The sequence below is a fragment of the Klebsiella sp. BIGb0132 genome (genome assembly GCF_024810075.1).
Classification (GTDB): Bacteria; Pseudomonadota; Gammaproteobacteria; order Enterobacterales; family Enterobacteriaceae; genus Klebsiella; species Klebsiella terrigena.
Genome location: NZ_JANUDW010000011.1, coordinates 53,838 through 65,789, shown reverse-complemented (window position 1 = coordinate 65,789; position 11,952 = coordinate 53,838). Strand labels below are relative to the sequence as shown.

The window sequence follows — 11,952 nt, the reverse complement described above, 5'->3', positions numbered from 1 at the left end:
TAACAGGCCAGAGAGAAAGAGATGGAGTGGTGGGTAAAAAAGGTCTGCACCGAGACGACCCGCGTGGTTTTACAAAGCGGCCAGCTGCTGATCATTGCCGAGATTGAACCCTGCCACTGCGGCTTAAAAATCGGCGATAAGCTCACGCCGCTGGCAAACGCCCGCTACCGCATCAACGACGACCCCGCGGTGACCCTGAAGGTGCAAAAGGCGACGCACTTCAGCGCCGAGCGCTGGGCAGATAGCGCGCATTCCGAGGCCGAATAGCCGCCAGTAATCATCACCAACTGTTTCTATTTGCAGTATTTTCATCGCTCAGCCGGTGAAATTCCCCTTCGCTCTTTTCGGTCTGTGACATACTATCGAACACGTCAGCAGACCTGAAACAAGGAGCGAATGATGAACCACAAGGCCGCCAGTCTGACCCCGGAACAAGCGCTGAGTCAGCTAGAAACGCAGTATGAGCAGTCGGTCAATGCGCTACGTAAAGCCATTGGCGAGTACATCAACCACAACGTGCTCCCTGACGAGAGCGTCCGTGCCCAGGGGCTGTTTGTCTATCCCCTGCTGTCCGTTTCCTGGGATGGTGCCGATCACAAGGCCCTCAAAACCCGCGCCTGGGGCCGCTTCACCCACGCCGGTTGCTACAGCACCACTATTACCAATCCTAAGCTATTTCGCACCTACCTCCTCGAACAGCTCACCCTGCTGTATGAGGATTACGGCGCGCACATTAGCGTTGGGCTTTCGCAGCATGAAATTCCCTACCCTTACGTAATCGACGGTTCCGCGCTGACCCTCGATCGCTCGATGAGCGCGGGCCTGACCCGCCATTTCCCGACCACCGAGCTGTCGCAGATTGGCGATGAAACCGCCGACGGGATATTCCACCCGACCGAAAACCACCCGCTTTCCCACTTCGATGCCCGACGCGTCGATTTCTCCCTCGCCCGCCTGCGCCACTACACCGGCACGCCGGTCGATCATTTCCAGCCGTACGTCCTGTTCACCAACTACACCCGCTACGTGGATGAGTTCGTGCGCTGGGGCTGCAGCCAGATCCTCGATCCCGACAGCCCCTATATCGCGCTCTCTTGCGCCGGCGGGATCTGGATCACCGCCGATACCGAAGCGCCGGAGCAGGCCGTGTCCGACCTGGCATGGAAAAAGCACCAGATGCCCGCCTGGCACCTGATCACCAAAGATGGCCAGGGGATCACCTTGATTAACATCGGCGTTGGCCCTTCTAACGCCAAGAATATCTGCGATCATCTGGCGGTACTGCGCCCGGACGTGTGGCTGATGATTGGCCACTGCGGCGGCCTGCGCGAAAGCCAGACCATCGGCGACTACGTGCTGGCGCACGCCTATCTGCGCGACGACCACGTGCTCGATGCGGTGCTGCCGCCGGATATCCCGATCCCCAGCATCGCCGAGGTCCAGCGCGCGCTGTACGACGCCACCAAGCAGATCAGCGGCATGCCGGGCGAAGAGGTTAAGCAGCGGCTACGCACCGGGACGGTCGTCACCACCGACGATCGCAACTGGGAGCTGCGCTATTCCGCCTCGGCGCTGCGCTTCAACCTCAGCCGCGCCGTCGCAATTGATATGGAAAGCGCGACTATCGCCGCTCAGGGCTACCGCTTCCGCGTCCCTTACGGCACGCTGCTGTGCGTCTCTGATAAGCCGCTGCACGGTGAGATAAAGCTTCCCGGCCAGGCCAACCGTTTTTATGAAGGGGCTATTTCAGAGCATTTGCAGATTGGCATTAAGGCCATCGACCTCCTGCGGGCCGAAGGCGATCATATGCATTCGCGCAAGCTGCGCACCTTCAACGAACCGCCTTTCCGCTAGCTTTCCTTCCCCGAATTCTCCTGGGCGCAACCCGGCGCCCAGGGGCGCTAATGCCGGGAAACGCCCGCGGAACGCCCCGCCCTCTGGTCGCCATGCGCCACCTCCCGACGCCGAAAGGCTATCTCTTCATCACCGCCCTTTATCATTATGATAATAATTATCGCCCGGCAGGTGATAATCCCCCGGCAACGGCGGCGGCCTCTCTCGCAGGCAGCGTCGTTTCGCCAATAAGTTCGATCGGCATCACAGTTGGCAACCCCGAAAACCGCATTCCTTTGAGCTGGCATAGCTATTGCTACTTCTCGCCCGATAGGCAAAAACGTCTTTACGACCGTTATGCCGCGCAACAGACATCCGCGCAGCTGCGGCAGTGCGACCTACGGTGACACCATCCGTCGGGCGTCGTTCGTATAAGGGACAGGACCCTGGAAACGGAGAAAAATATGACCACTACGCTGGTTGGCAATGAAGTCGCGCGCGTTGATGGCCTGGCCAAGGTGAGCGGCAAGGCTATTTACGGCGATGATATTAAAATGGCAAATATGCTGTACGGCGTTTGTCGTTTTGTCGATATTCCTGCAGGACGCATTGATTCGCTCGACTTATCTGCGGCGAGGAGCGTTCCTGGCGTGGTGCGTATTGCCACGTGGGAGGATATTCCCGGCGAGAAGAGCCTTGGCGTTATCATTCCCGACTATCCCCCCATTATTCGCGATGAAATTGCTTATCGCGGTGATGTCATTGCGGTCGTCGCCGCCGAAACCTATGAAGCGGCGTGCCTTGCCGCGGAAAAGATCGCTATAACCTATACGCCATGGCAGCCCATCGTGTCGCCAGAAGAGGCCATGAAGCCCGGAGCGCGCTTGATTCATAGCGAACTCGACAGCAATATTATTAATCACCACCACACCGTCAAAGGCGATATCGACAGCGGCTTTGCCGCCTCTACGCATATTTTTGAACGCGAGTACGAGGTGGGGTTTCAGGAACATGGCTATATAGAACCTGAATCCATTACCGCCTGGATCGATAATAACGAGCAGGTGATGACCCTTACCGGCTCGATTCAGAACGCCCACCGGATACGCGGGATCGTGGCAAAATACCTCGCCCTTCCGCAGTCGCGGGTCAACGTTAAGCGCTCGATACTGGGCGGGTCCTTTGGCGGCAAGGACGATATTATCGACAATATTGCCTGCCGGGCCGCCCTGCTGGCGCATCTGACCTCCCGCCCGGTCAAGATCTCCTACAATCGGGAACAGTCGATGCGGGAGAGCTATAAACGCCATCCCTATAAGATGAAGTACAAGATTGGCCTCGATGATGAGGCCCGCATTCAGGCGATTAAGGTCGATATTATCGCCGATGGCGGCAGCTACTCCGGGCAGACCATGTTCGTAACCTGGCGCAGCTCCGTGCAGGCCGCCGGGCCTTACAACATTCCCAACGTGCGGGTCGACGTGACGGGGGTCTATACCAACAATAACTACACTTCCGCCTATCGCGGCTACGGCGCTCCGCAGGTGATTTTTGCCAATGAATCGCTGATGGACGAGGTTGCCGAAGCGATGGGGCTCTCCCCGGTCGAGCTGCGCCTGCGCAATATTCTCCGCCAGGGCGATACCAGCATGGCCGGGCAGGTGTTTGATAATCATACGGTCTCCGCGCAGGAGGTCCTCGAAAAAGCCATGGCGAAAGCGGAGTTCGTTGCCAGGCGTGAGCACTATCGCAAGCTCAACGCCGAGGGCGGGCCGGTGCGCTACGGTATCGGCCTGGCGCTCAGCCACCGCGGGTGCTCCCTCGGCGCGGAGGGCCTCGACGCCTCATCGGCGCTGATGCAGGTGAACGCCGATGGCAGCATCAACATTTCAACCTCCGTCTCTGAAAACGGCCAGGGTTTGCAAACCACCATGTCGCTGATTACCGCGGAAGCCTTCGGCATCGGCCTGGATCGGGTGATGTTCTCTGAGCCTGACACCTCGATGATCGCCGACGGCGGCTCTACCGTCGCCTCCCGCGGCACGCTGATGGGCGGCCAGGCCATCCTGAGCGCCGCCAATAAAATCAAGAAGCGGATGGCCAACGCCGTCAGCCAGCGGCTGGGGGCCGCCGGTATCGACGATCTGGTATGGCAGGAGGGGAAAGTCTTCAATCGGCACCAACCGCAAACTACCCTGACCTTTCAGGAGGTTGTCGATTTGACCCGGGCGACGGGAGCCAACCTCTCCTCCTACGGCTGGCACGTGGCGCCGGCGATCCACTGGGATGAAGAAAAAGGCTGCGGCAGCCCCTATTTCACCTGGGTCTATGGCTGCCAGATCGCCGATATTGCGCTGGATACCCGCACCGGCAAGATTGCTATCAATCACGTCGTCGCCGCCCACGATGTGGGTAAGGTGATAAATCCCGTCGGCTTTGCCGGCCAGGTCTACGGCGGCGTGCTGCAGGGGATGGTGGGATACGGCATGCTGGAGGATTTTAATACCGAAAACGGGACCGTGAAATCCGAGAATTTTGACACCTATCTGCTGCCCACCATCCAGGATATGCCCCATATCGATATTATCGCCGTCGAAAACCACGACCGCGCCGGGCCTTTAGGCGCCAAGGTCATCGGCGAGCCGGTCCTTGAGCTGGGAGCCGCGGCGCTTAACAACGCGGTCTGCTTCGCTCTGGAGAAACGCAACCGTCAGCTTCCCCTGACCCTCGAGCGCGTGCGCCTCGGCTATAACCTGAAAAAACCCGAGCGCCAGAGCGAACTCATGGCGGAGGGAGCGGAGCATAAGCAGGTTCTGCGCCTCAATACGCTGCGAATGGCGACGCCGAAAAATCTGGACGAGGCGCTGCGGATGCTGGCGCGGGAAAATAGCCAGCCCATCGCCGGCGGGACCGACGTTCTGGTACAGGCGCGGTTGAAAACCGACGAGGTTGAGCTGGTCAATATTGCGGGGCTGCAGGAGCTCAGGCAGATAGAAGAGCTTAACGACGAGCTGATTATCGGCTCAGGGGTCTGCTTTACCGACCTGGTCAGGCACCCGCAGATTAAGGCGCGCTACCCTCTGCTGGTCACGGCCTGCAAAACTATCGGCTCTCTCCAGCTGCGCAACCAGGCGACGGTCGGCGGGAATATCGTTAACGCCGCGCCCTGCGCCGACTCGGTTCCACCGCTGATTATTTATGACGCCAGGCTGGAGCTGTGCAGCGCCAGCGGCGCGCGGCAGATAGCGCTCAGCGACTTTATCGTCGGCGGCTACCGCACGGCGCTGGATCAAGGTGAAATCGTCACCAGGGTCATATTACCCGCCCCGCCCGCGCCGCTATCACAGCAGCGGTATTTACAGTTGGGACGCCGCAACGCGCTGAATATCACCCGCCAAAGCCTGACGGGCCTGTTCACCTTTTCTGCCGATGGCACCCTGGCGCTCTGCCGCCTGGTGGATGGCGCTCTGCTCAGCAAACCCCAGCGGCTAACGGAGGTTGAGGCCTGCCTGACGGGGTTTGTCCTCGACGAGAAGAGAATTGAGGATGCGGTCCAGGCGCTGAACAAAATCATGCATGAGGCGATAGGCGGACGCTGGTCGGCCCCTTACAAAATACCGGTATTTGAAGATATGTTCCGGCAAATGATGCAGGAAACGCTGGCAGAGCAGAAGGTGGCAAAAAAATGAACCGAATTGAGCTGAAGGTTAATGGCATTCGCATCAGTCGCGAAGTGGACGATAACACCCGCCTGCTGGATTTCCTGCGGGAGGATCTGCGGCTAACCGGCACCAAGGAGGGCTGCTCCGTCGGCGAGTGCGGGGCCTGCACGGTGATTATGAACCAAAAGTCGGTCTGCTCGTGCCTCCTGCTGGCCGCCCAGTGCCACGGCGCGGAAATCACCACGATTGAGGCCCTGCAGCATGACGCCGTCGGGAAGAAGCTGCAAAACGCGTTCGTGCGCCACGGCGGCGTCCAGTGCGGCTTCTGTACGCCGGGGGTACTGATGAGCACGAAGGCCCTGTTAGATCAAAACCCTCAACCTTCCGATAGCGAAATTTGCGAGGCGCTGGAGGGTAACCTCTGCCGCTGCACCGGCTATCAGCCGATTATCACCTCGATAAAAGCGATTCTGAAGGCCTGAGCTTGCGGCGCCCCGGACGAGCTGATATCCGGGGCGCCGAGAGTGGCGGAGGACGTATGCCTGTTAAAGAGTGTTTGATTCTGGCGGCGGGAATGTCAACCAGAATGGGGACCTGGAAAATGATGCTGCCATGGAGAGAGGGGACCGTCCTCGACGGCGCCATCGCCGATGCGCTCTCATTCTGCGATCGGGTTATCCTGGTGACCGGATTCAGAGGTGCCGAGCTGCATCAGCGCTATGCGCATCATCCAGATATTGAGCTGGTTCATAACGCGAGCTATCAGGAGGGGATGTTTTCATCCATCCAGGCGGGCGTAAAGCACATTAAAGCGCGCCATTTTTTTATCGCCCTCGGCGATATGCCGGCTGCCGGCGCTGGCGTCTATGCGACCCTGTGGCGGCAGCGCAAAGAGACGTGCCTTATCCCCGAGTATCAGCAGGGCCGGGGTCATCCGATTCTGCTGCCGTTTTCGATTATTGAAAAAATAGTCTCTGCCGGCGCCGACGATAATCTCAAAACGGTTGTGCGTCAGTTTGGTAGCCAAGCGGTCGGCGTGGCAGAAAATGGCATTCACTGGGATGTTGATACCCCGCAGCAGTATCAGCAGCTGCTGGCCCGCTGCCGGGCCAGCGGCGAGACGCCGGAGAGGGTCGCCCCGCCGACGCCCGCGTCGACGAGGGGCTGAACGCGATATATTTGTCGCGCCTACGCCAGACCGGCTTCGGCGCCCTGCTCCCAGGCGGTGAGCATCCGCATAATGGCCAGCGAGTCTTCGGCTCTCGCCGCCGGTCGCGCCACTTCCCGCGCCCCCTGCGCCAGCGCGCTGCCGACCGCCAGCACCTGATAGTCAAACGCGTCGCCCGCGGCGGCGATATCGATATAGCGGGTTTTTCCCTCGTAGGGAGTGACGGCGATGCGGTTGCCGCCGGCTTCCGGGAGCCAGGGGTTACTCTCAATGCGCAGCGAACCGACGCTGCCCTGGATGCTGAAATCCCAGAACATGCCGTAATCTTCCGTACAGTGCAGGGAGGCCACTGCCCCATCGGCCCAGCTCAGGATTGCCGTGGCCTCGGCGAGATTGCCGTCTGCGCCACGGCGGCCCATCGCCGCCAGGCGGTAGTCGCCCACCGCGTCGCCGAGGCGGTGCTGCATCACCAAATGGGCTAATGAGGCCGGATAGCAGCCGAGGTTGTAAATCGCCCCCCGGCTGTCCGGATTCACCAGGTGGGCAATGCTGGCGCCGTAGCGGGCCGTCAGCGAACGGACCTCCCCCAGCTCGCCGCCGTTGAGGATATCGATCAGCGCGGCAATCAGCGGATGGTGCAGGTACATCAGGCCCTCCATAAAGAAGACGCGATGCTCTTCTACCGCCGCCAGCGCCGCTTCGGTTCGCGGCATATCCACCGACAGCGATTTCTCACACAAGATGGCTTTTCCCGCCCGGGCGGCCTGCATCACGAAATCATGATGGATATGGTTTGGCAGGGCGATATAGACCACGTCAACCTCAGGATCGGCGATAAGCCGGGCGTAGTCGTTAAACAGGCGCTGCGGCGCGTACTTTTCGCCAAATGAGGCCAGCCCGGCGGCCGAGCGCCCCGCCGCCGCATAGAGCCGGTGTCCGGGCGCGCGGGCGATGGCCTCGGCCATCACCCCGGAAATGAAGCTGGTGCCCAAAATGCCCCAGTTAATCATGGTTATGCTCCCCACCGGCGCGCGCCGGCAACGTGGTTTCGAAAACCCGAACCAGGCTGACCCACCCGGCGTCGATAAACGCCTGGGTATGCGGCAGGGTAAAGTGGCGCTGGTGGGCCGCCGGGTCCTCATAGCGCTCCCAGAGAATAAACCGGCGCGGGTCGGCATTATCCTGCCAGGCCTGGGCCAGGGTGCAGCCCGGCTCCTGGCGCATCGCGGCGCAGAAGTCATCGATGGCGCGCTGCCCCTCCTCGATGGACCACCGGGCGTTAAGGGTGATTTCGGCGGTAATAAAATGGCCGCTGCTTTCCATACTGTTCCTCTTGCTGTGAATCCGGCGGGCGTCCTCGACGTCGGCTCCGCGCCGGGAGTTGTCTATGATTAATGCCCTGCCGGGTAGTGCAGGTTGAGGTAGCCGTTGGCGACCCGCTCATCGATTTCGCGCGGAACCGGCACCACACAATCGGCGCGCGTGACGTAACCCCGCGCCACCGCCTCAAGGCAGCGCGACTGCAGCGCAAAGCCGAGATCCATCGATTCGATTGAGTTGCCGAGCGGGCGCGGGCCGGCCAGGTTCAGCATATGCCCGTCGGTGAGAATGCGGATCCGCCGACCGTTCGCCAGGGTATAGCAGGTTATTCCCTCGGCGAAACGCACGATATCGCGAATGTCGCCGTGGGCGGCAATATCCGCCACGTCAATTTCGGTCGGGAAATGGCCGGCGTTGGCGAGGGTCACGTTATCTTTTAACAGCGCCAGATCTTCAGAGCCAAGAACGCGCCCGCCGCCGGTTACGGTGATAATGACGTCGGCGCTGCGGATCGCCGTCTCCCGGTCCGGGGTATCAAAACCGTCCAGATGCGCGCGCAGGCGCTTGAGCGGTTCGTTATCCACCACGCTGACTTTGGCGTTCGCATTGCGGAAGTTATACGCCACCCCCATGCCGCAGGCGCCGTAGCCGAAAACGGTCGCCCGCTGGCCGTTGGTTATCCGGTTCGTCACCCGCATGTATGACTCCAGCACGCTCTGGCCGACCGCGTGCTCGTTTTCGGCAAACTGTTTAATCGGGCTGTCGTTGATAACGAGGATCGGGCGGTTCAGCTCGGCTCGCCTCAGCGCCAGGCGCATCCGCCCGGAGGTGGTTTCCTCGGTGCCGCCCAGCAGGGAATCATAGGGTTGCTCAAGGAACAGCTCGAACAGATCTCCGCCGTTATCCAGCAGCATATCCGGCTTCGCCGCCAGCACCTGCTGCAGGAATTGACGATGACGCCCGGGATCCTGGGTGGCTTCACCGATCACCCGAATCCCCTTCTCACTCAGCCACGCCAGCGTGTCCGGCTGGGTTGAGTTGAGGTTGCCGGTGGCGACGATATCGGCCCCGCCGTCGCGCAGCGTCATTAACAGCGCCACGGTTTTAGGCTCGAGGTGAATAGCGGTCCCAATGGTCAGCCCGGCAAATGGCCGGGTTTCGCGGAACTCACCGGCAATCTCCCGCAGTAAACGACAGTTCTCTTGTACCCACTCAATACGACCAGGCATAGCGTTTTGCTCCTGAAGTTAATCTCGAACGTTGTCACACCGATCGGCGTCTGCTGGCGCCGGCGATCGACATCATACGTATGACTTCATAGTCAATGAGTGACGGCGATCCCATATTAAGTAATACGTATGACCTGGAGGAGGATTCCCCGGGGGGCGGTTTACAGCCCGTCCTTGTCTAACCCGGCAACGACAGGCATCATAGGCGGCGTAAAAAAGGAGACGACATGGCTGACAGTGGAAAAACGCGTCCGGATCCCCGGTCCGGCGAACGAGAAGGCGCGGTGACCAGTACGATGGTGGCGCGGGCCGCTAACGTCTCCCAGTCCACCGTGTCGCTGGTGCTCTCGGGAAAATCCGCCGGCCGCGTCTCCGCCGCCACCCGGACCCTGGTCGAAGAGACCGCGCGGCAGCTGGGCTATCGGCCCAACGTTTCCGCCCAGACGCTGCGCACGGGGATCGTCAAAACCCTCGCCTTCGCGGTTCCCGACCTGCAGCAGCCCTTTTTTGGTCAGGTGCTCTATGCCGCAGAGCTTTTCGCCTGTCGCCACGGCTACAATATTATCCTGATCGACACCCTCGCCGACGCGGACTGGGCCGGGCGCCTGTTGCAGATGTTCAACAGCCACACCATCGCCGGCTGTATCGTCTACGCCAGCGACAAAGAGACCGAGCGGCGCCTGGCGCCGATGCAGAATAACGTTGTCTATATTGAAGCCGATGACGAGGCGCTAAGCGGTATCGATCTTAATACCGTTGGGGTGATGAAGGCCGTGGCCGAACACCTGGCCGCCCTCGGGCACCAGCGTATCGGCTACCTTGCCGCCCGCTACCCGCGAGCGCTGTTCCAGCGTCGCTTTGACAGCTTTGTCCAGCAGCTGGCGCTTGTCGGCATCGCCTTTGCGCCGCAGCGTCGCCAGTTTTCCAGATTCGGCGTTGAGGAGGCCACGGCCTGCGCCCTGCAGCTGCTGGAGAATGATGTTACCGCCGTGGTCTGCGATGACGATCTGCTCGCCGGGGCGCTGTACCGCGCGGCCCGAAAAATGGGCAAATCGATCCCCGGCGATCTCTCCGTTATCGGCTTTAACGATGTGGAGATTGCCCGCCTGCTAAGCCCGGAACTCACCACCATCGCCATTCCCGCAGAAGAGATTGGTCAGCGCTCGGTTGAGCTGCTGCTCGCCCAGCTCGGCCCGTCGCACGTCCGGGCGAAGCCGGCGATCCTCGATCTGCACCTGCGGCTTCGCGGCTCAACCGGGCCGGCGGCGAAGTAGCGCCCTGCCGGAATAGCGACTAAAAATCACCGCTATTCGCATCGCCGGCTGCCGCCGGTTGTGCGGCATCGTTGCGCGCATCCCGACGATAGTGGCCGGGAGCCACGGCCATCACCCGCTTAAAGGCGCTGCTGAACGCGCTTTCGGAAGCGTACCCGACCCTTGCGGCCACCTCGGCGATCGCCGCCCCCGCCAGCAGCTCGCGCCGCGCCAGGTACATGCGCCACTGGGTTAAATAGGCCAGCGGCGGGATCCCCATTCTTTCGCGAAACCGCACCGCCAGCGAGGTTCTCGACATCCCGGCGCTTTTGGCCAGCGTTTGCAGGGTCCAGCCGCGGGCGGGTTCGCCGTGAATGCAGCTGAGCACCATGGAGAGCCGCGGATCGGCAAAGCCCTGCAGCCACCCCTTATCGTCAGCCACCGTGGCGCCGATGCTCGCTTTCGCCGGCCTGACCGTGGATGGTAAAACGATCCCTCCTTTCACCCTTCACGCCTCCTGAGGAGCGGCGATCCTGGTGCGGCACGCGCGGCTCCTCGCCGCGCGGACGGAGAGGCTAATCCAGGTCACGGTGGCATTGATGGATAATGTCGGTCAGCGCGCTTTTGACCTGCGGGTCTCTTTTATCGTAGAAGAAATTGACCAGCGTCTGTTTGCCCGATTTTCCCATGTCGATATTCGCCACCGCATCGTGGTCTCGCAGAAGGTTGTATCTTTTATCACCGTTGGGCAGCGGATCGTCCTGCTCAAGATAAAACTGATGGCGGAGTGACTGATACTGCAGACATCCCTGGGTGCGGTCTACGCTGGCGGAGAAATATTCCTCTTTCAGTTCGGTATTTTTGACCTTATCGATAAAGCCTGAACATCCTGACAGCATGGCCATAACGGCGGCCAGATAAATGATTTTAAACATCAGCTTTCTCTGCGGGTTAAAAAGGGGAAGGCGACGCTATTGTCCGCGACTCCCCCTCAACCAGCCATCAACAATAACCGCTAAGGCTCTGTGGAGAAAAACGGGTTACGCGCCGCCGCGCAGCATGGTGCAGAAGGCGCAGTGGCAGCCGGGAACCGGCGTCGCACTGCAGGTGCCTAAGGTGGAAGTCTGGAAGCCGGCGTCGTTGTGGCTATAAAAATTGCTGACGATGTTATCTTCCGATTTTCTCAGCTCGGCGGCGCTCACCTCCGCAGAAGCCACGCTTTTAGCCTGGAAGGCCCAGGCCGTCGGGGAACTCACGGCAACGGTTAAAAGTACTATGCGATAAATTTTCATCTTAGAAACGCGTCCCGGCCCAGTTATTGATGAGAAAACCCTACCACAGCGCCCGTTCGGCGCCAGCGCTATCTTGCACAATAAATACATTGTTACAATATAACATCCACCTTTACGCTGGTCGCAGGCTATCCAGGACCGGGCGCTTTGTTTATATTGCGGATGTTATCATATAACACCATCGGTTCTTCGTCT

13 protein-coding genes are annotated in these 11,952 nt (G+C 60.3%); 7 read left to right on the top strand and 6 right to left on the bottom strand.

The window, feature by feature from the left end:
• Positions 1 to 21 precede the first annotated feature (21 nt).
• From M2416_RS23020 to M2416_RS22995, 6 genes are all read left to right on the top strand, one after another.
• Entirely contained in the window at positions 22 to 267 is a 246-nt protein-coding gene (locus M2416_RS23020; protein WP_259227024.1) for a histidine kinase, read from the top strand.
• Between the two features lie 132 nt (positions 268 to 399).
• Complete coding sequence (locus M2416_RS23015) at positions 400 to 1,854, top strand: AMP nucleosidase (RefSeq protein ID WP_123709178.1); 1,455 nt, start codon at positions 400 to 402, stop codon at positions 1,852 to 1,854.
• Between the two features lie 50 nt (positions 1,855 to 1,904).
• Positions 1,905 to 2,240, top strand: a complete 336-nt coding sequence (locus M2416_RS23010; protein WP_259227022.1) for a hypothetical protein — start codon at positions 1,905 to 1,907, stop codon at positions 2,238 to 2,240.
• Positions 2,241 to 2,297: 57 nt separating this feature from the next.
• Positions 2,298 to 5,522, top strand: coding sequence for a molybdopterin cofactor-binding domain-containing protein (locus M2416_RS23005; RefSeq protein WP_259227021.1), 3,225 nt, complete (start codon positions 2,298 to 2,300; stop codon positions 5,520 to 5,522).
• Complete coding sequence (locus tag M2416_RS23000) at positions 5,519 to 5,977, top strand: (2Fe-2S)-binding protein (RefSeq protein ID WP_076945598.1); 459 nt, start codon at positions 5,519 to 5,521, stop codon at positions 5,975 to 5,977. Before M2416_RS23005 ends, M2416_RS23000 begins: the two co-directional genes overlap by 4 nt.
• Positions 5,978 to 6,069: 92 nt before the next feature.
• Complete coding sequence (locus tag M2416_RS22995; RefSeq protein ID WP_374761803.1) at positions 6,070 to 6,663, top strand: NTP transferase domain-containing protein; 594 nt, start codon at positions 6,070 to 6,072, stop codon at positions 6,661 to 6,663.
• 20 nt (positions 6,664 to 6,683) lie between these two features.
• Here M2416_RS22995 and M2416_RS22990 read toward each other — a convergent pair whose 3' ends face one another.
• The 3 genes from M2416_RS22990 to M2416_RS22980 form a co-directional block, all read right to left on the bottom strand.
• Positions 6,684 to 7,673: a Gfo/Idh/MocA family protein gene (locus tag M2416_RS22990; protein WP_217698312.1), complete on the bottom strand. Its 990-nt coding sequence runs from the start codon at positions 7,671 to 7,673 to the stop codon at positions 6,684 to 6,686.
• Positions 7,666 to 7,986 carry a putative quinol monooxygenase gene (locus M2416_RS22985; RefSeq protein ID WP_076945600.1) on the bottom strand — a complete coding sequence of 107 codons (321 nt, stop codon included), beginning with the start codon at positions 7,984 to 7,986 and terminating at the stop codon, positions 7,666 to 7,668. Before M2416_RS22985 ends, M2416_RS22990 begins: the two co-directional genes overlap by 8 nt.
• Positions 7,987 to 8,054: 68 nt before the next feature.
• A complete protein-coding gene (locus M2416_RS22980; protein ID WP_259227018.1) occupies positions 8,055 to 9,212 on the bottom strand; it encodes an adenosylhomocysteinase in 1,158 nt (385 codons plus the stop codon).
• A gap of 227 nt (positions 9,213 to 9,439) precedes the next feature.
• Between M2416_RS22980 and M2416_RS22975 the strand changes: the two genes are divergently transcribed.
• Positions 9,440 to 10,486 carry a LacI family DNA-binding transcriptional regulator gene (locus tag M2416_RS22975; RefSeq protein WP_076945602.1) on the top strand — a complete coding sequence of 349 codons (1,047 nt, stop codon included), beginning with the start codon at positions 9,440 to 9,442 and terminating at the stop codon, positions 10,484 to 10,486.
• A 19-nt stretch (positions 10,487 to 10,505) separates the two neighbouring features.
• On the opposite strand, the gene M2416_RS22970 is transcribed toward M2416_RS22975, so the two are convergent.
• The 3 genes from M2416_RS22970 to M2416_RS22960 form a co-directional block, all read right to left on the bottom strand.
• A complete protein-coding gene (locus M2416_RS22970; protein WP_259227015.1) occupies positions 10,506 to 10,970 on the bottom strand; it encodes a helix-turn-helix transcriptional regulator in 465 nt (154 codons plus the stop codon).
• A 70-nt stretch (positions 10,971 to 11,040) separates the two neighbouring features.
• Entirely contained in the window at positions 11,041 to 11,400 is a 360-nt protein-coding gene (locus M2416_RS22965) for a hypothetical protein (protein WP_076945612.1), read from the bottom strand.
• Positions 11,401 to 11,505: 105 nt separating this feature from the next.
• Positions 11,506 to 11,757, bottom strand: coding sequence for a hypothetical protein (locus M2416_RS22960; RefSeq protein WP_259227013.1), 252 nt, complete (start codon positions 11,755 to 11,757; stop codon positions 11,506 to 11,508).
• Between the last annotated feature and the right edge of the window lie 195 nt (positions 11,758 to 11,952).

What these genes read in the sequence shown, in the direction of transcription:
- M2416_RS22965 (WP_076945612.1), bottom strand. Translation starts at nt 11,400, where the DNA reads ATGTTTAAAATCATTTATCTGGCCGCCGTTATGGCCATGCTGTCAGGA.
- M2416_RS23005 (WP_259227021.1), top strand. Translation starts at nt 2,298, where the DNA reads ATGACCACTACGCTGGTTGGCAATGAAGTCGCGCGCGTTGATGGCCTG.
- M2416_RS22980 (WP_259227018.1), bottom strand. Translation starts at nt 9,212, where the DNA reads ATGCCTGGTCGTATTGAGTGGGTACAAGAGAACTGTCGTTTACTGCGG.
- M2416_RS22985 (WP_076945600.1), bottom strand. Translation starts at nt 7,986, where the DNA reads ATGGAAAGCAGCGGCCATTTTATTACCGCCGAAATCACCCTTAACGCC.
- M2416_RS23010 (WP_259227022.1), top strand. Translation starts at nt 1,905, where the DNA reads ATGCCGGGAAACGCCCGCGGAACGCCCCGCCCTCTGGTCGCCATGCGC.
- M2416_RS22990 (WP_217698312.1), bottom strand. Translation starts at nt 7,673, where the DNA reads ATGATTAACTGGGGCATTTTGGGCACCAGCTTCATTTCCGGGGTGATG.
- M2416_RS23015 (WP_123709178.1), top strand. Translation starts at nt 400, where the DNA reads ATGAACCACAAGGCCGCCAGTCTGACCCCGGAACAAGCGCTGAGTCAG.
- M2416_RS22960 (WP_259227013.1), bottom strand. Translation starts at nt 11,757, where the DNA reads ATGAAAATTTATCGCATAGTACTTTTAACCGTTGCCGTGAGTTCCCCG.
- M2416_RS23000 (WP_076945598.1), top strand. Translation starts at nt 5,519, where the DNA reads ATGAACCGAATTGAGCTGAAGGTTAATGGCATTCGCATCAGTCGCGAA.
- M2416_RS23020 (WP_259227024.1), top strand. Translation starts at nt 22, where the DNA reads ATGGAGTGGTGGGTAAAAAAGGTCTGCACCGAGACGACCCGCGTGGTT.
- M2416_RS22975 (WP_076945602.1), top strand. Translation starts at nt 9,440, where the DNA reads ATGGCTGACAGTGGAAAAACGCGTCCGGATCCCCGGTCCGGCGAACGA.
- M2416_RS22995 (WP_374761803.1), top strand. Translation starts at nt 6,070, where the DNA reads ATGTCAACCAGAATGGGGACCTGGAAAATGATGCTGCCATGGAGAGAG.